This is a genomic window from Micromonospora haikouensis, from assembly GCF_900091595.1.
In the GTDB taxonomy this organism is placed as follows: domain Bacteria; phylum Actinomycetota; class Actinomycetes; order Mycobacteriales; family Micromonosporaceae; genus Micromonospora; species Micromonospora haikouensis.
In genome coordinates, this window is sequence record NZ_FMCW01000016.1 from 159008 (window position 1) to 177392 (window position 18385).

Annotated in this window: 12 protein-coding genes; 10 read left to right on the plus strand and 2 right to left on the minus strand. The window is 74.9% G+C overall.

The genetic code is table 11. From position 1 onward, the window contains the following. The first annotated feature begins 6 nt into the window (after positions 1–6). Genes GA0070558_RS18160 through GA0070558_RS18175 form a run of 4 tightly spaced genes read left to right on the plus strand, consistent with a single transcriptional unit; the run spans position 7 to position 9765 of the window. Positions 7–960, plus strand: coding sequence for a TauD/TfdA family dioxygenase (locus GA0070558_RS18160; RefSeq protein WP_091281542.1), 954 nt, complete (start codon positions 7–9; stop codon positions 958–960). Then, a complete protein-coding gene (locus GA0070558_RS18165; RefSeq protein ID WP_043968608.1) occupies positions 960–1148 on the plus strand; it encodes an MbtH family protein in 189 nt (62 codons plus the stop codon). Before GA0070558_RS18160 ends, GA0070558_RS18165 begins: the two co-directional genes overlap by 1 nt. Beyond that, a complete protein-coding gene (locus tag GA0070558_RS18170; protein ID WP_091281545.1) occupies positions 1145–4267 on the plus strand; it encodes a non-ribosomal peptide synthetase in 3123 nt (1040 codons plus the stop codon). The genes GA0070558_RS18165 and GA0070558_RS18170 overlap by 4 nt, the downstream gene beginning before the upstream one ends. Next, positions 4264–9765 (plus strand): non-ribosomal peptide synthetase/MFS transporter, encoded by a 5502-nt coding sequence (locus GA0070558_RS18175; protein WP_091281548.1) that lies wholly within the window; start codon positions 4264–4266, stop codon positions 9763–9765. Before GA0070558_RS18170 ends, GA0070558_RS18175 begins: the two co-directional genes overlap by 4 nt. A 60-nt stretch (positions 9766–9825) precedes the next feature. On the opposite strand, the gene GA0070558_RS18180 is transcribed toward GA0070558_RS18175, so the two are convergent. After that, positions 9826–11112 carry a hypothetical protein gene (locus tag GA0070558_RS18180; protein WP_091281551.1) on the minus strand — a complete coding sequence of 429 codons (1287 nt, stop codon included), beginning with the start codon at positions 11110–11112 and terminating at the stop codon, positions 9826–9828. 129 nt (positions 11113–11241) lie between these two features. Here GA0070558_RS18180 and GA0070558_RS18185 point away from each other — a divergent pair, with 129 nt between their 5' ends. After that, on the plus strand, positions 11242–11736 hold the full coding sequence (locus GA0070558_RS18185) for a type II toxin-antitoxin system PemK/MazF family toxin (RefSeq protein ID WP_091281553.1): 495 nt from the start codon (positions 11242–11244) through the stop codon (positions 11734–11736). A gap of 37 nt (positions 11737–11773) precedes the next feature. Here the strand turns inward: GA0070558_RS18185 and GA0070558_RS18190 are convergent, their stop codons facing one another. Further along, the gene (locus GA0070558_RS18190) at positions 11774–12424 is read right to left on the minus strand and encodes a GGDEF domain-containing protein (protein ID WP_091281555.1); all 651 of its coding nucleotides are present in this window, start codon (positions 12422–12424) and stop codon (positions 11774–11776) included. Positions 12425–12686: 262 nt separating this feature from the next. On the opposite strand from GA0070558_RS18190, the gene GA0070558_RS18195 reads away from it, so the two are divergent. The 5 genes from GA0070558_RS18195 to GA0070558_RS18215 all read left to right on the plus strand — a co-directional run bounded on the left by GA0070558_RS18195 (position 12687) and on the right by GA0070558_RS18215 (position 17517). Further along, a complete protein-coding gene (locus GA0070558_RS18195) occupies positions 12687–12926 on the plus strand; it encodes a DUF397 domain-containing protein (protein ID WP_043968620.1) in 240 nt (79 codons plus the stop codon). A 150-nt stretch (positions 12927–13076) separates the two neighbouring features. After that, positions 13077–13958: a Sco1979 family transcriptional regulator gene (locus GA0070558_RS18200; protein WP_491904522.1), complete on the plus strand. Its 882-nt coding sequence runs from the start codon at positions 13077–13079 to the stop codon at positions 13956–13958. 110 nt (positions 13959–14068) lie between these two features. Continuing rightward, positions 14069–14917, plus strand: a complete 849-nt coding sequence (locus tag GA0070558_RS18205; protein ID WP_091281559.1) for an SAM-dependent methyltransferase — start codon at positions 14069–14071, stop codon at positions 14915–14917. A 79-nt stretch (positions 14918–14996) separates the two neighbouring features. Next, a complete protein-coding gene (locus GA0070558_RS18210; RefSeq protein ID WP_091281601.1) occupies positions 14997–16502 on the plus strand; it encodes a serine/threonine-protein kinase in 1506 nt (501 codons plus the stop codon). A 154-nt stretch (positions 16503–16656) separates the two neighbouring features. Continuing rightward, positions 16657–17517, plus strand: coding sequence for a DedA family protein (locus GA0070558_RS18215; RefSeq protein ID WP_091281561.1), 861 nt, complete (start codon positions 16657–16659; stop codon positions 17515–17517). Positions 17518–18385 lie beyond the last annotated feature (868 nt).

Here is an 18385-nt window from a genome sequence, read left to right on the forward strand (position 1 = left end):
AGAGCAATGAGCGACACGATCGCCACGCTGCCGGTGGTCGTCGAAAGCGACGGCCGGGCACTGACCGACCTGATCGGCGAGCGCCGCGCCGAGCTGCGGGCTGCCCTCGTCGACCACGGCGGGCTGCTGTTCCGCGGGTTCGACGTCGGCGGCGTCGACGGCTTCGACGCGGTGGTGCGGGCGCTGGCCGGGGAGCCGCTGGTCTACACCGAGCGGTCCTCGCCCCGGCACGCCATCAAGGGCCGGGTCTACACCTCGACCGACTACCCGCCGGACGAGGAGATCTTCCTGCACAACGAGAACTCGTACCAGGCGCGCTGGCCGCTGACGCTGTTCTTCTGGTGCGTCACGCCGCCGGACACCCTCGGCGCGACGCCCCTGGCGGACGTGCGCCGGGTCCACGAGCTGATCGACCCGGCCGTGCGGGAGGAGTTCGTGCGCCGCCGGTGGATGCTGGTGCGCAACTTCCACGCCGACTTCGGCACCCGCTGGCAGGACGTGTTCAACACCGACGACCGCGCCGAGGTCGAGGCGTACGCGGCGGCGAACCGGATCAGCCTGGAGTGGGTGGGCGCGGACGGGCTGCGCACCCGCGCCGTGCGCGAGCCGGTGCACTACCGGCCCGGCTCGGACACCCCGCGCTGGTTCAACCACGCCACGTTCTTCCACCTGAGCACCCTGCCGCAGGAATACCAGGAGGGGCTGCTGGCGATGTTCGGCCCCGACGGGCTGCCGTCGAACACCTACTACGGCGACGGCGGCGAGATCCCCGCCGACGTGCTGGACCACCTGCGGGCCGCGTACCGGGCCGCCAGCGTCCGCTTCGACTACCAGCGCGACGACGTGCTGGTGGTCGACAACATGACCGCCGCGCACGCCCGGGAGCCGTTCACCGGGCCCCGCAAGATCGCCGTCGCGATGGCCGAGCCGCACACCCCCGAGAGCACTGGAGACAACTGATGGCCGAAACCCGATTCCTGGTCGTGCGCAACGACGAGGAGCAGTACTCGATCTGGTCGGCCGACCGGGAGCTCCCCGCGGGCTGGCACGACACCGGCTTCGCCGGCACGCGCTCCGAGTGCCTCGCCCACATCGACACCGTCTGGACCGACATGCGCCCCCGCTCCGTACGCGAGGCAGCGTCATGACGCGCGAGTGGACCTTCCCCGCCTCCTTCGCCCAGGAGCGGGTGTGGCTGGCCAACCAGCTCGACCCCGGCTCGCCGGTCTACAACGTGTCCAACCCGTGGCCCTTCCCGCCCGAGCTGGACGCCGACGCCGTGACCGAGGTGTTCAACCAGGTCGTCGCCCGGCACGAGGCGCTGCGCACCCACCTGCGCTCCGACGACGGGACGCTGGTGCAGGTGGTCCGCGAGCACGAGCCGGTCCGCCTGCCGGCCGAGGACCTGTCGGGCCTGCCCGAGGCCGAGCGGCTCGCCCGCTACCACGCGATCCGCGAGGAGCTGGCCCGCACCCCGATCCCGCTGGACGTCCCGCCGCTGTGGCGGGCCCGGCTGGTCAAGGTCAACGAGGCGTGGTCGGTGCAGTTCGTGGTGCACCACGCCGTCTTCGACGCCCACTCGGCGGTGCTGTTCACCACCGAGCTGTCCGCGTTCACCACGGCCGCGCTGACCGGCGCGCCCGCCGCCGTGCCCGAGCTGCCCATCCAGTACGCCGACTTCGCCGCCTGGCAGCGCGACCAGCTCGCCGGCCCGGAACTGGACCGGCAGCTCGACTTCTGGAAGGCGCACCTGGCGGGCGCGCCCGCCGTGACCGGCCTGCCGCTGGACCGGCCCCGCCCGGCCCAGCTCGGTTTCGCCGGCGACGAGGTCCGCTTCGACCTGCCCGACGGGCTGCTCGACGCCGTCGGCGCGCTCGCCACCGCGTCGGCGGCCACCCCGTACATGGTGCTGCTGACCGGGTTCGCCGCGCTGCTGTCGCGGGTCTCCGGCGACGACACCGTGGTCGTGGGCGTCTCCACCGCCGGCCGGGACACCGCCGAGGTGGCCCCGCTGATCGGCATGTTCGTCAACCCGGTGGCGCTGCGCTGCGACCTGACCGGCGACCCCACCGTCGCCGAGCTGCTCGGCCGGGTCAAGGGCGGCCTGCTCGACGCGATGGAGCACGGGCAGACCCCGTTCCAGAAGATCGTCGAGGCGGTGGCCCCGCAGCGGGACCCGTCCGTGCAGCCGATCTTCCAGACCGCGCTGAACTTCATCCCCGACTCCGGCCTGGACCCGGTGCCGCTGGGCACCACGAAGGACGACCTGGCCTTCGACGTCACCGCGGGGGAGAGCCGGCTGGTCTACCGCACCGACCTGTTCGACCGGGCCACCGCCGAGGCGGTCGTCGCCCGCTACGTGCGGCTGCTCGCCGCCGCCGTCGCCGACCCCGGCCGGCGGGTCAGCGAGCTGCCCCTGCTCGACGACGCCGAGCGGCGGCTGGTCCTCGACGACTGGAACGCCACCGGCCACGCCCGGCCGGCCGGCACCGTCGTCGACGCGGTGCAGCGGCAGGCCGCCGCCACCCCGCACGCCACCGCGCTGGTCGGCGACGGCGTCGAGCTGACGTACGCCGAGCTGAACGCCGCCGCGAACCGGCTGGCCCGGCTGCTGGTGGCGCGCGGGGCCGGCCCGGAGACCCGGGTCGCGCTGGCCCTGCCCCGCTCGGCGGACCTGCTGGTGGCCGTCCTCGCGGTGCTCAAGTCCGGGGCCGCGTACGTGCCGGTCGACACCGGCTACCCGGCGGCCCGGATCGCCTACCTCCTCGACGACGCCGGGCCGGCGCTGGTGCTCGCCGCCGCCGACACGGCGGCCCTGGTGCCCGGCGACGCGCTGGTGCTCGACCCGGGCACCGCCGACGACCTCGACGCGGCCGACCTGACCGACGCCGACCGGGTCGCCCCGCTGCGCCCCGGACACCCCGCGTACGTGCTCTACACCTCCGGCTCCACCGGCCGCCCCAAGGGCGTCGTGGTGGAGCACCGGGCGGTGGCGGCCTACCTGGCCTGGGCCCGGGACGCCTACCCGGGGCTGGCCGGCACGGCGCTGCTGCACTCGCCGGTGTCGTTCGACCTGACCGTCACCGGGCTGCTCGGCCCGCTGACCGCCGGCGGCACCGTCCGGCTCGCCGCCATCGACGAGCCGGCCGCCCGCGCGGGCGGGAAGCCGGCGTTCCTGAAGGTCACCCCGAGCCACTTGCCGCTGCTCGACGACGCCCTGTCCCCGACGGCGGACCTGGTCATCGGCGGCGAGGCGCTCACCGGCGAACAGCTCGCCGCCTGGCGGGCCGCCCACCCGGGCGTGGCCGTCACCAACGAGTACGGCCCGACCGAGGCCACCGTCGGCTGCGTCGCCGCCCGCATCGCACCCGGGCAGGAGCTGGCCGCCGGGCCGGTGCCGATCGGCACGCCCACCTGGAACACCCGGGCGCTGCTGCTCGACGCCGCGCTGCACCCGGTGCCCCCGGGCGTGGCCGGCGAGCTGTACGTGGCCGGCGACCAGCTCGCCCGCGGCTACCTGCGCCGCCCCGGCCTGACCGCCGAGCGGTTCCTGCCCTGCCCGTACGGGCCGCCGGGGCAGCGCATGTACCGCACCGGCGACCTGGCCCGCTGGCGGGCCGACGGGACGCTGGAGTACCTGGGCCGCCGCGACGACCAGGTGAAGGTGCGCGGCATGCGCATCGAGCTGGGCGAGGTCGAGTCGGCCCTGCTGGCCCGGCCGGGCGTGCGGGCGGCGGCGGCAGCCGTGCGCGCCGACTCCGGCGAGCCGGCGCTGGTCGGCTACCTCGTCGGCGACGCCGACCCGGCGACCCTCGCCGCCGACCTGGCCCGGGAGCTGCCCGCGCACCTCGTGCCGACCGCGTTCGTCACGCTCGACGCGCTGCCGCTGACCCCGAACGGCAAGCTGGACCGGGCCGCGCTGCCCGCCCCGGCCGCCCCGGCGGCGGTCGACGACGCGTACGTCGCCCCGCGCACCGACGCCGAGGCCCTCGTGGCCGAGGTGTACGCGGACATCCTCGGCGTGGAGAAGGTCGGCGCGGCCGACGACTTCTTCGCCCTCGGCGGCAACTCGCTGCGCGGCATGCGGGCGATGGCCCGCATCCGGGCCGAGGTGGACGTGGACCTGCCCATGCGGGCGCTGTTCGGCAGCCCGGTGGTGGCCGACCTGGCCGCCCAGATCGAGAAGCTGATCGCCGCGGAACTCGACGAGCTCTCCGACGCCGAGGTCGCCGAGCTGCTGGCGACGGAAGAGGGACCCACCGCATGACCGACCTGAAGGATCCGGCCCGGGAGGCGGCCCGGCAGGCGCTGATCGCCAAGCGCCTGCGCAAGCGGACCGCCGCCCCCGCCGCCCGGATCACCCCCCGACCCCCCGGCACGCCGGTGCCGCTGTCGTACGCCCAGGAGCGGGTCTGGTTCATGGACCAGATCGCCCCGGGCGAGGCGGCGTACCACATCGCGGTGCCGCTGCGGGTGCGCGGACCGCTCGACGTCGCGGCCCTGCGCGGCGCGCTGGCCGCCCTGACCGCGCGGCACGAGTCGCTGCGCACCCGGTTCCCCGCCGACGCCGACGGCCGCCCCACGGTGGTGGTCGAGGAGTCCGTCGAGGTGCCGCTGACGGTGACGGAGGCGGCCGACGCCGACGCCGCCCAGGCGCTGGTGGAGGCCGCCTCGGCGGAGCCGTTCGACCTGGCCAGCGGGCCGCTGCTGCGCGCCCTGCTGATCCGCCTCGCCCCCGATGACCACGTGCTGTTCCTGAGCAAGCACCACATCGTCGGCGACGGCTGGTCGGTGGACGTGCTGCTGCGCGACCTGATCACCCTCTACCACGGCGGCGAGCCGCCCGCCCTGCCCGTGCAGTACGGCGACTTCGCCGTGTGGGAGGGCCAGGAGCTGGACGGCCCGGCGGCCCGGGGGCACCTGGACTGGTGGAAGTCCCGGCTGGCCGGGATCACCCCGCTGGAGCTGCCGCTGGACGCGCCGCGCCCGGCCACCCAGACCTACCGGGGCGACTTCGTCGAGTTCCAGCTCGACCCGGCCGAGACCGAGCGGCTCAACGCGCTCACCCGGTCGTCCGGCGCGACGCTGTTCATGACGCTGCTCGCCGCCTACCAGGTGCTGCTGTCCCGGCACGCCGGGCAGGAGGACTTCGCCGTCGGCGCGTCCGTGGCCGGCCGGTCCGTCCCCGAGCTGGAGAACGTCGTCGGCATGTTCATCAACATGCTGCCGCTGCGCGCCGAACTGGCCGGCGACCCGACGTTCACCGAGCTGCTGGAGCGCACCCGGCGCGGCGTGCTGGACGGCTTCGAGCACGCCGACGTGCCGTTCGCGAAGGTCGTGCACGAGCTGGGCCTGCCCCGCGACGTGAGCCGGTCCCCGGTGTTCCAGGCCATGTTCGTGCTGCAGAACTACGAGATGGGCCGGTTCACCGGCGTCTCCGACGCCGCCGACGTCCGCTTCGAGTGGACGCCGATGGAGCTGCGGGCCACCCGGTTCGACTTCGAGCTGCACGCCGTGGAGACCACCGAGGGGCTCTGGGGCAAGCTGGTCTTCAACACCGACCTGTTCACCCGGGCCACCGTCGAGCGGATCGCCCGGCGGTGGACCACCCTGCTGCGGGCGGTCGTCGCCGCACCGGACACCCCGGTCTCGGCCCTGCCGATGGTCGACCCCGCCGAGCGGGAGCTGCTGGCCGCCTGGAACGACACCACGGCCGGGTTCCCGCAGGAGCAGACCCTGCACGGCCCGTTCGAGGCGCGGGCCGCCGCCACCCCCGACGCGGTGGCGCTGACCTTCGAGGGCCGCTCGGTCACGTACGCCGAGCTGAACGCCGCCGCGAACCGCGTCGCCCACCGGCTGCGTGCGGCCGGCGTCGGCCCGGAGACCCTGGTCGGGGTGTGCGCCGAGCGGTCGGTGGAGCTGGTCGCCGGGCTGCTCGGCGTGCTCAAGGCCGGCGGCGCGTACCTGCCGCTGGACCCGGAGTACCCGGCCGACCGGCTGTCCTTCATGGTCACCGACGCGGACGCGCCCGTGGTGCTGGTGCAGGAGCACCTGCGCGACGTGCTGCCCGACACCGGCGCGACGGTGCTCGCCCTCGACGACACCGCGACGTGGGCCGACCAGCCCGCCACCGACCCCGCGCCGACGGCCGGGCCCGGCAACCTCGCGTACGTCATCTACACCTCCGGCTCCACCGGCCGGCCCAAGGGCGTGCCGAACACCCACCGGGGCATCGTCAACCGGCTGCACTGGAAGCAGCAGACCTACCGGCTCGCCGCCGACGACGCGGTGCTGCAGAAGACCCCGGCCAGCTTCGACGTGTCGGTGTGGGAGTTCTTCTGGCCGCTGCGCGAGGGCGCCCGGCTGGTGCTGGCGAAGCCCGGCGGGCACAAGGACGCCGGCTACCTGCGGGACCTGCTGGTGGCCGAGCGGATCACCACCGCCCACTTCGTGCCGTCGATGCTGACGGTCTTCCTCGGCGAGGACGGCATCGAGGCGGCCACCGGCCTGCGCCGGGTGATCTGCTCCGGCGAGGAGCTGCCGCTGGCCTCGGCGGTGGAGTTCACCACCCGACTGCCCTGGTGCGAGCTGCACAACCTGTACGGCCCCACCGAGGCGGCCATCGACGTCAGCGCCTGGCACTGCGACCCGGCGGCGCTCGCCGGGCTGTCCGGCGTGCCGATCGGCGGGCCGATCGCCAACCTGCGGCTGCACGTGCTCGACGCGGCCGGCAACGAGTGCCCGGTCGGCGTGGCGGGGGAGCTGCACATCGGCGGCGTCGGCCTGGCCCGGGGCTACCACCGCCGGCCGGCGCTGACCGCCGAGCGGTTCGTGCCCGACCCGTTCTCCTTCGAGCCGGGGGCCCGGCTGTACCGCACCGGCGACCTGGCCCGCTGGGTCGTCTCCCCGGCCGGTTCGGGGGTCATCGAGTTCCTCGGCCGCATCGACCACCAGGTGAAGCTGCGCGGCCTGCGCATCGAGCTGGGCGAGATCGAGAGCGCCCTGCGGGAGCAGCCGGGCGTCACCGAGGCGGCCGTCATCGTCCGCGAGGACACCCCGGGCGACAAGCGGCTCACCGCGTACCTGGTGGGCGACGCCGAGCACGCCGCGTTGAAGGCGGCGCTGAAGGAGACGCTGCCCGAATACATGGTGCCGACCGCGTTCGTCACCCTCGACGCGCTGCCGCTGAGCCCCAACGGCAAGCTCGACCGCAGGGCGCTGCCCGCGCCCGTGGTGACCCGCGAGGCGTCGGTGGCGCTGGTCGAGCCGCGCGACGACACCGAGCGGCTGCTGGCCGGGATCTGGTCGGAGGTGCTGGGCGTCGACACGCTCGGCATCGACGACGACTTCTTCGACCTGGGCGGGCACTCGATGCTCGCCACCCAGGTCGTCGCGAAGATCCGCAAGGCCGAGCACGGCGGGCGGCCCGTCGGCGTGATGGACCTGTTCCAGCAGCGGACCATCCGCGAGCTGGCCGCGTTCATGACCGGCGACGCCGCCGACGACGGCCCGCGCCGGCTGCTCTACGAGCTGACCAAGCCGATCCCGGCGGGCCAGCGGGTCCGCACGTACGTCTGCGTCCCCTACGGCGGCGGCAGCGCCATCGTCTACCAGCCCCTCGCCGACGCCCTGCCCGCCGGCAACGCCCTGTTCTCGCTGGCGATCCCCGGCCACGACGTGGGGCTCAGCGAGGAGGGCCTGCCGTTCGAGGAGCTGACCCGCCGGGTCGCCGACGAGATCGTCGAGCGGATCTCCGGCCCGATCGTCCTGTACGGCCACTGCGGCGTCGGCAGCGCCATCGTCGCCGAGGTGGCCCGCAAGGTCGAGGCGGCCGGCCGGGAGCTGGAGGCGCTCTACATCGGCGCGATGTTCCCGTTCGCCCGCCCGAAGGGCCTCTTCGCCGCCGCCCGCAACCGGCTCGAGCGGTTGCGCAGCAACAAGCACTACGCGAGCTGGCTCAAGTCGATGGGTGTCGACACCGACGAGCTGGACCCGGAGCAGGCCGACCGGATCATCAGCAACATGCGGGCCGACTCCCGCGCCTCCGAGGAGTACTTCACCGGGCTGCTCGACGCCGGTGCGGCGAAGCTGCGCGCCCCGATCGTCTCGGTGGTCGGCTCCGAGGACCCGGTGACCGACTACTTCACCGAGCGGTACGCCGAGTGGCAGTTCCTCACCGACACCGTCGGGCTGGTCGTGCTCGACCAGGCGGGGCACTTCTTCCTCAAATACCGGGCCGACGAGCTGGCCGAGATCGTCACCTCGGTGCACCCGGCGGTGCGCGCCGACGACACGACCGCCCTGGAGGCGGCGGCCCGGGGCGAGGGCGCCGGCTGGGTCGTCGCCGACCACCAGCGCGTCGGCGCGGACCGGAGCCCCGAGCGGGCCGTGGTCAAGCCGAGCATGGGCCGGTTCGTCGCGGTCACCGCCGGACAGCTCGTCTCCACCACCGGCTCGGCGCTGACCGCGTTCGCCCTGCCGATCTGGCTGTTCACCCAGACCGGCTCGGTGGCGAACCTGGGCCTGCTGTGGGCGCTGGCGCTGATCTGCGGCGTGCTGATGCTGCCCATCGCGGGCGCGATCACCGACCGGGTCAGCCGCCGTCGCATCATGATGATCGCCAGCTCCGCCGCCGGGTCGATCCAGCTGGTGCTGGCCGCCCTGCTCTGGACGGACAACCTGCGGCTGTGGATGATCTACGCCCTGGTGGCGCTCAGCCAGGTCGCCGGGTCGTTCCAGCGCATCGCGTTCACCTCGGCGGTGCCGCAGCTCGTGCCGAAGCGCTACCTCGGCCACGCGATGGGCGTCACCCAGCTCACCAACGGCTTCGCGATGCTGCTGATGCCGGTCTTCGCCGCCGGCCTGCTGGCCGCCATCGAGCTCAAGGGCATCCTGCTCATCGACGTGGCCAGCTACGTGGTGGCGGTGACCACCCTGGCGGTGGTCCGCTTCCCCGACCTGCTCGGCTGGCGGCCCCGGGAACGGCTGCTCGTCGCGATCGCCAACGGGCTGCGCTACTCGTGGCAGCACCGGGGCTTCCGGCTCATGCTGGGCTACTTCGCGATCGGCAACATCTTCCTGGCCCCGGCGCTGGTGCTGACCACCCCGCTGGTGCTTTCCTTCGCCACGGCGACGCAGGTGGCGCAGGTGGCCCTGGCGGAGGCGCTCGGCGCGGTGGCCGGCGGCGTGCTGATGTCGCTGTGGGGCGGCCCCCGCCACCGGCGGATGATCGGCGTCCTGATCGGCAACCTCGGCACCGCGCTCGGCTGCGTCGTGATCGGCCTGGACGCCTCCGTGGTGGTCATCTGCGTCGGGGCGTTCTGGCTGGCCATGTCCATGACCACCGCCCAGTCGATCTACGCGACGATCGTCCAGGTGAAGGTGCCGCAGCGCTACCACGGCCGGGTGTTCAGCCTCAACCAGACCATCTCCTGGTCGACGCTGCCCATCGGGTTCGCGCTGCTCGCGCCGGCGGCCACCGGCCTGTTCGAGCCGATGCTCGCCGAGGGCGGGTCGCTCGCCGGGTCGGTGGGCGCGGTCATCGGCACCGGTCCGGGCCGGGGCATCGGCTTCGCGTACGTCTGCTTCGGCGCGGCGCTGGTGCTGGTCACCCTCGGCGGCTTCGCGATCCGGCTGCTGCGCCGTTTCGACATCGAGGTGCCGGACTCGCTGCCCGACGATCTGATCGGCGCGCAGGAGCGCGAGCGGCGGCTGGCCGCCCGCGCCGCCGAACGGCAGGAGGAGAAGGTGCCCGTGGCGGCCTGACCCGCCCGGGTGGCTGGCCGGGGCCTGCGGCGGGTTATCGCCGCAGGCCCCGGCGTGCGCTCAGGCCCCCGGCGGGTCGGCCAGGTCGGCGTCGGCGACGTCGTCGGGCTCGGCGACCCAGCCGGAGAAGACCGGCACCCCGTGCCACGGGCCGGTGCCGCCGCCGCGCCGGTCGGTGGCGACGGCCACCACCGCGTACGGGTGGCCGAAGCGCAGCTCCGCGACGCGGGCCACCCCGAGCGGGGGCAGGCTGACCCGAGCGAACATCCCGGTGACGGCCGCCGCGGCGAACCCGTACCGGTCGTAGCGGGCGGCGACCGCCTGCCGGGCCCGCACGTCGCCCGTGCCGACCAGCGGGGCCAGCACCCGGCCGGCGGCGGCGAACCCGATCCCGGTCAGGTCGTGCTCGTCGCGTGCCGACCAGCAGGGCAGCGCCGCCGTGTGCCGCTGCTCCCGGCGGTCGGGGGCGAACGTGCGCACGGCCTCCTCGCGCAGCGTCCACAGCGGAGTGTCGCCCAGCGGCAGGTCGAACAGCGACCGCCGGCCGGCGGGCTCGTCGGCGTCGGCGTCGGCGGCGATCCGGTACGCGGCGGCGAGCACGTCGGCCGGGGCGACCCCGGGGGCGGCGGCCACCGAGACCACCGACAGCCCCGCCGAGGCGGTGTCGGTTCCGCCGCCGCCGTGCGCGCCGCCCGCCTCGTGCCCGCCGGTGCCGTCCCCGGCCGGCTGCGCCGCCGCCACGTGCACGGCGACGTCCCCGGCCTCCGGTGTCGCGGCGATCCAGGCGCGGTGCCCGTGCGCCGGGGTGCGCAGCACCCGGGTCAGCCGCCCGGCCCACGGGCTGTCCGGGCCGAGCGTCCCGGCCGGGGCGAGGTCGAACGGGGTGGCCCAGGAGATCCGGGTGGCCACGGCCGAGGCCAGGGCGAGCGTCACCCGGGGGGTGAGCGTCAGCGGGAACCGCTCGACCAGCCCCAGGCTGTGCTCGCGGGCCCACGCGTCGAGGCCGGCCTGGTCCGGCAGCGGGCCGGTTCCGGTGGCGCGGGGGAGGGCGGCCCGCCAGGCGTCCAGCCCGGCGGTCTCCGTGCCGGGCCGGTGCCAGACGGCCGTCGCCGACGGCACCAGGGGATGCGGCGCGTCCAGCAGGTCGGCGGCGATCCGGGCGGCCTGGGCCGGTGCGATGCCCAGCACGTCGGCGAGGTCGGCGGCGTCGCGCTCGGGGACGGCCGACGCGCACAGGGCGAGCAGCAGCCACGCGCCCAGCGGGGACGCGACGTGGTGCCCGTCGCCGGCCGCGCCGTGCAGCCGGGCGGCGTAGCGGGCCAGCGGGGCGTGGAGGTTCGTCGTCATGCCCCTACTGTGCCCCGGCGGGTCCCGTTCGCACGGCGGGCGGTCGCGCCGCCCCTCCCGGCGGCCGCGTCGCCCCCTCCCGCCGCCGTGGGTGGGCGGCGGGCCGGGGGACGGGTTAGGCTGCCCGCCGTGGCTGGTCTGTTGAGGAGTGTGGCGTCCCGGCTGGGGCGGGTGGCCCGCGGCGGGGCCGCGCCGCCGCGTACCCCCGGTCCGATCCCGGCCCAGGTGGCGCGGCGCCGGCAGGTCTCCGCGTTGCAGCGCCGGGAGCTGAGCTATGCACCGGAGCCCGACGGTCAGGCCGACCCGGGTGAGGTCGTCTGGACGTGGGTCCCCTACGAGGACGACCCCCGGCAGGGCAAGGACCGCCCGGTGCTGGTGGTCGGGCGGTCCAGCCGGACCCTGTTCGGCCTGATGCTGTCCAGCCAGGGCGAGCGGGACGGTCAGCGGCACTGGTTGGCGTTGGGCCCGGGCACCTGGGACCGGGACAACCGGCCCAGCTGGGTGCGGCTCGACCGCGTCCTCACCATGCGGGAGGACAGCATCCGCCGCGAGGGCGCGGTGCTGGACCGGGCGCGTTTCGACCGGGTCGGCCAGGCCCTCCGCGCCGGCTACGGCTGGCGCTGAGCCCCGCCGCCAGGTCGCGGGCGCTCCGGTCCCTGTCTCAGCACTCGGCGAGGCGCGCGCTGTCGACGAGCTGGCGGGCGGAGCGGGAGGTGCCGACGCTCTTCGCCCGGTACATCGCCGCGTCGGCGCGGTCGAGCGCCTCGGTGAGCTGGGTCGGGCAGGTGACCGGGGCGAGCCCGACGGAGGCGGTGACTCGCAGGCTCAGGCCGCCGAGGGGGATCGGCGCGGCGAGTGACTCGCAGAGCCGGCGGGAGGCGTGCTCGATCCACCGCCGGTCGACGGTCGGGGTGGCCAGCAGGCCCGCGAACTCGTCGCCGCCGAGGCGGGCCACGAGGTTGTCTCCGGCGAAGGCGGCCAGGCGTTCGGCCACGCTGACCAGCACCTGGTCCCCGGCGGCGTGCCCGTAGCGGTCGTTGACCTGCTTGAAGTCGTCCAGGTCCAGCACGATGGCGATCAGTGGCTGGCCGGCGGTGTCGGTGAGCAGGGTCGCGGCCAGCCGGAAGAAGGCCCGTCGGTTGGGCAGCCCGGTGAGCGGGTCGTGGCTGGCGGCGTGCCGCTCGGCGGCCAGCTCGGCCTGGAGGTGCTCGATCTCCGCCTCGGCCAGCATGGCCCGGCGACGCAGTTGCCATGCGGAGACCAGGGCTCCGGCGGCCGAGATGCCGGACGCGATGGTCAACGGATCCGGCACGAACCCTCCTCACCGCGTCTGCCCACGCGCCCGGCCGTGCCGGCCAGGTGCCCGTGGGACTCCTGTTTTCCCTGGTGCAGCCCCAGGTGAGGTAACCCAAAGTGAACACCTAGGTACACCCTCGTTGGGCTATCATGCTCGCTGTCCGGTGCAGATGCAATAGCAGATGCACGTGCAGCAAATCCCGTCGTAAGCCCCGACCCCTCGCCAGCACACCGCTCCTCCCGCGGCATCGGCAGGCTCTTGACAAGAAAGATGCCCCATGCAGCAGCCCCGCAACGGCGTTCCCACTGCACAGCTCCCCCCGTTGACCTGGATGAAGAGTCGACGGAGCAATCCCAGCGGCAACTGCGTCGAGCTCGCCGAGCTTCCCGGTGGCGCCGGCATTGCCGTCCGTAACTCCCGCTACCCCGACGGTCCGGCGCTCATCTACACGATCGACGAGATCGCGGCCTTCGTCCTCGGCGCCAGGGACGGCGACTTCGACCACCTGATCGGCTGACCCTGGGTCACCCCTCGGCTGCGTCCCGTCAACGGGACCGAAACGCCGACCGGCCGGGTTCACCTCACTGTCGGTCCATGGCATGCTTACACGTCGGCCGGGGTGGGGCCCGGTGCGACGAAGGCAGCAAGCGGAGGTCGGCGCGTGACGATGGTTCCCACGGAGGGTGGCCCGGCCACCGGCCCAACCGTGCTGCGCATGCTGCTCGGCGCGCAGCTGCGCCGCCTGCGGGAGGCCAGCGGGGTGACCCGGGAGGGCGCCGGCTGGGAGATCCGGGCCTCCGAGTCGAAGATCAGCCGGATGGAGCTCGGGCGGGTCGGCTTCAAGGAGCGCGACGTCGCCGACCTGCTCAGCCTCTACGGGGTCACCGACACCACCGAGCGGGAGGCCCTGCTCAAGCTCGCCCGCGACGCCAACAGCCCCGGCTGGTGGCACCGCTACGGCGACGTGCTGCCGTCGTGGTTCCAGTCCTACCTGGGCCTGGAGGCGGCCGCCGCGCTGATCCGCAGCTACGAGGTGCAGTTCGTGCCGGGCCTGCTCCAGACCCCGGAGTACGCCCGGGCCGTCGTCCTGCTCGGTCACCGTGGGGCGGGGGCGGACGAGATCGACCGCCGGGTGGGCCTGCGCATGCAGCGCCAGGAGCTGCTCCGTCGCCCGCGGCCGCCGCAACTGTGGGCCGTCGTGGACGAGGCGGCGCTGCGCCGGCCGATCGGCGGCCCCCAGGTCATGCGTGACCAGCTCACCGCCCTGATCGAGGCGACCCGGGCGCCGCACGTGCGGTTGCAGATCATCCCGTTCGACGCGGGCGGCCACGCCGCGGCCGGCGGCGCGTTCACCATCCTGCGCTTCGGCGACCAGGACCTGCCCGACATCGTCTACATCGAGCAGCTCACCAGCGCGATCTACCTCGACAAGCGCGAGGACCTCGACTACTACGCGGCGGCCATGGAACGGCTCTGCGTCGAGGCCGAGCCCCCGGAGCGCACCCCGGAACTCCTCACCCGGCTGCGCGACGAGCTCTACCCGGGATAGCGGGTTCCCTGGTCGGGGCGGCGGCGCGCGCTGCCTCTACGATGGTCGACAGCGGCGACAGTGGACGGACGCCGGCGTAACAGGTCAGCGCAGAGCCATGGAGGCACCCCTTGACCACCGATGCCCCCGGCACCTCGACCGGTCCCGCCCACCCCAGCGACCGGATCGACACCTCGGTGGCGCATCCCGCCCGCCGCTACAACTACCTGCTGGGCGGCAAGGACAACTTCCAGGCCGACCGGGACTCGGGCGACGCGATGGCCGCGGCCTTCCCGACCATCCGCACCGCCGCCCTGGAGAACCGCCGCTTCCTCAAGCGAACCGTCGGCTACCTCGCCCGCGAGGCCGGCGTCCGGCAGTTCCTCGACATCGGCACCGGCATCCCCACCGCCGACAACACCCACGAGGTCGCCCAGGCCGCCGACCCACAGGCCCGGGTGGTGTACGTCGACAACGACCCCATCGTGCTCGCCCACGCCCGGGCGCTGCTGACCAGCTCGCCCGAGGGCGCCACCGCCTACATCGACGCCGACCTGCGGGACCCGGAGAAGATCCTGCGCCACCCCGACCTGCTCCGCACCATCGACCTGGGGCAGCCGGTGGCGCTGATGCTGGTCGCGATCCTGCACTTCCTGCCCGACCCCGACGACCCGTACGCGGTGGTCCGTCGGTTGCTGGACGCGCTGCCCCCCGGCAGCTACCTGGCCGCCTCGCACGCCACCTACGACCACCTGCCCGAGCACGTGGCGCAGGAATCCAGGGTGGCGACGCGGACCGGCAGCTCGCGCGACGTGATCAGCCTGCGCAGCCGGGAGGAGTTCGCCGGCTTCTTCGCCGGGCTGGAGCTCGTCGACCCGGGCATCGCCTCGATCGCCCAGTGGCGCGCCGAGCGGGAGCCGCAGCCTCGGCCCTCGGTGGTCGACGTCAGCATGTACGGGGCCGTGGCCCGCAAGCCCTGACCCACCGCCACCGGCCCGGCCCCGGCGCCGGCCACCGCGACTGGTGCCCGGCACCGGCCGGCAGGCAGACTGGACCACCATGTCGCCGTTCACGCCCACCCTGCGGCTGCACGACCGCTACGTCCTGCGCGAGCGCATCGGCCTCGGCGGAATGTCGGAGGTGTGGCGCGCCGACGACGAGGTCCTGCACCGTCCCGTCGCGGTCAAGGCGCTCGCGGCCCAGCTGGCCGCCGACCCGCACCTGCGCGCCACCCTGCAGCGCGAGGCCCGCGCCGCCGCCCGGCTCACCCACCCGCACGTCACCCAGGTGTACGACTACGGCGAGGCGGTCCTCGGGGGCCCGACGGTGGTGCCGTACCTGGTGATGGAACTGGTCGAGGGGCGCAGCCTCGCCGACCGGCTCGCCGCCGGCCCGCTGCCCTGGCCCGACGCCGTCCGGCTGGCCGGTCAGGTCGCCGCCGCCCTCGCCGCCGCGCACCGCATCGGCGTGGTGCACCGCGACATCAAGCCCGCCAACATCATGCTCACCGAGAGCGGCGCGAAGGTGCTCGACTTCGGCATCGCCGCCCCGGCCGGGCCGCACCAGCCCCGCACGGGTCCGCACCAGCCCCGCGTCGGGCCCGGCGACGAGCCGATGATGGGCACCCCCGCCTACTTCGCCCCCGAGCGGTTCGACCCCGGGCCGCCGAACCCGGCCAGCGACGTGTACGCCCTCGGGGCCCTGCTCTACCGCGCCCTCGCCGGCCGGGCCCCGCTGCCCGTGCAGACCTGGGAGGACGCCATCGAGGCGCACGCGCAGCGCCGGCAGGCCCCGCCGCTGCGCGTCCCCGGGCTGCCCCCGGACGTCGCCGCACTCACCCTCGTCTGCCTAAGCGCCGACCCGGCCCGGCGACCCACCGCCGCCCACCTGGCCCGCCGGCTCGGCGCGACGCCGGCCGCCGAATCCCCGGCCGGAATCCGGCCCGCCGCTTCGCTGCCCCCGGACCACCCGCCGACCCTGGTCGATCGCGCGGGGCCGTGGGCGTCTCCCGCCCGCCCCGGGCGGTCGTCCGTTCCGGTGGCCGAGCCCCGCCCGGCGGCCGAGCCCGTCCGGCGCGCGCCGCGCGGCCCGGGCCAGGGCAACCGCCTGCTCGGTGTCCTGGTCGCCGCAGGGATGGCGCTGCTCGTCGGCGTGGTCGCGCTGCTCGCCCTCGACGACGGTGCCCCGGCCCCGCCGGCCGGGGGGCCCGGAACCGTCGCGCCCGCCGACGGGAGCAAGGCCGAATCGCCCCCGTCGGCCGCCGCCCCGCCGACGACCGCACGATCGCGTCCGGTCACGTTGCGCCAGCTCGCCGCCGAGTTCACCGCCCTGGTCGACGAGGCGCAGGTGCGCGGCGACATCGACCGCAAGACCGCCGACGAGCTGCGCGAGGAGGTCGCCGAGCTGAACCGGGGCAAGCTCAAGGACCGGGCCAAGCACCTGCGGGAGCTGCGCGAGGACATCACCGAGGCGATCGAGGGCGACCGGATCGGCGCGGAGACCGCCGCCCGGCTGCGGGAGCTGCTCACCGGCTTCCCCGGGGCGCGCGGCGACGCGGCGGGCTGACGGGCCGCACCGACGCGGACGATCCACGATGTACGGCCGGCCCGCCGGCCCGCCTTTCCGCCTGCCTGCCTTGCCCGCCCCCGCCCCCGCCCCATGCCCCAGCCCGCCGGCCCGGGGCGTGGCAGCCAGCGGGAACGGTCACTAACGTTGTCGGATGATCAGCACGCAGCCGCTCCTGCCCTTTCCTCGTACGGTCGCCGCCGGCCCCGAACCCGGGTCCGACGGACCGGTCGGATTCGTCACGGGCCTGGTCGAACGGCTGGGTGGCCCCGGCGCCGGGCTGGCGGTCGCGCTGGAGAACCTCTTCCCGCCCATCCCCAGCGAGGTGATCCTGCCGCTGGCCGGATTCGTCGCCAGCCAGGGACGGATGAGCCTGGTCGGGGCGATCGGCTGGACCACCCTCGGCTCGGTGGTCGGCGCGCTGGCGCTCTACTGGATCGGCGCCATGCTGGGCCGGGACCGGATGCGGGCCATCGCCGCCAAACTGCCGCTGGTCAAGCTCGAGGACGTCGACCGCACGGAGGCGTGGTTCCTCCGGCACGGCGTCAAGGCGGTGTTCTTCGGCCGGATGATCCCGGTGTTCCGCAGTCTCATCTCGATCCCGGCCGGCGTGGAGCGGATGCCGGTCCTGACCTTCCTGCTGTATACGACGTTGGGCAGCCTCATCTGGAACACGGTCTTCGTCATGGCGGGCTACCTGCTCGGCGAGAACTGGCACGTGGTCGAGTCCTACGTCGGCACGTTCCAGAACGTGGTCATCGCCGTGTCCGCGCTGGCGGTCGCGTGGTTCGTCGTCACCCGGGTACGTCGGTCCCGCGCAGCGCGGCGGGACGCCGCGGCCTTGTCGTCCGTCGACGGCCCGTCCCTGGGCGGTGTGTCCGCCGACGGCCCGTCTGCGCAAGGTCCGTCCGCCGGTGCCGATCCGGTGCTGCCGGCCGGGTCGGAACGCGGCACGGGGGAGTACCGGGGAACGGTCTACCGCAGCGGCTCCTGGCGCGACGGGCCTGAGCACTGACGGGTCGGTGCGTCCCCGCCCGGTTGATCGACTTCGTGTCGGCGACGTGGCGGCATCAACGCGCCGGGATACGCCCACCTGCCCGGCATTCCGTCACGCGACCGCCCGGTTGGGTGGTTTGTTCGACCCGGCGTGGTGGCGTGGGACGGGTCCGGCGTGGGCGCGACGTGGGGCGGGGCGGGGCCGGGGTGACCGACGGACCCCGGGGCGGGCGGGCCGGCGGGGCGTGGCTGGGTTGATCGACTTCATGTCGGGCGGGTGGGGGTATCCCGCGTCGTTGATACCGCCATCTGCCCGGCATGCCGTCACCCCTGCGCCGGGATGGGCGGATTGTCCGGCCCGGCGGGGCGGGGTGGGGGCGGGGTCGAGCCGGGCCGGGGTCGGGGTGGTGACGGGCGGCACCATGCGGCCGGAATCCCGGCCGGGGCGGGGGCGTTACACCTGACGGACGACCGCAGCAGCACCCCGGATCCCCCCGGATCCGGCAGGACCCGGGCCGCTCGCGTGCTGGCCCACCCGACGCGCCTGCCCCACCGACGCCCGGTCCGCCCCGCGGCATGCCGGCCGCCTCGGCATCAGGCCCCGGGGAATGGGGGCCGGTCGCCGGTCGTTACACCTGGACCCGGCGCCGCAAGGCAGCCGACCCCCTCCTCCTGCTCCCCCTCGTTGTTCGTTGTTCGGGCGCCTCGACGTGGTGCTCGCACACCCCCCGCCATGCCCCCTCCGGCGGGCACGGGTGTGCCGACCCCCCGGATAGGAGACACCCCCATGAACACGACCATCCTGCGTAAGAGCGTCCTCGGCATCGCCGGACTCGCGTTCGCCGGCGGCCTCGCCGCCGGCCCCCTGAACCACCACACCACCACCG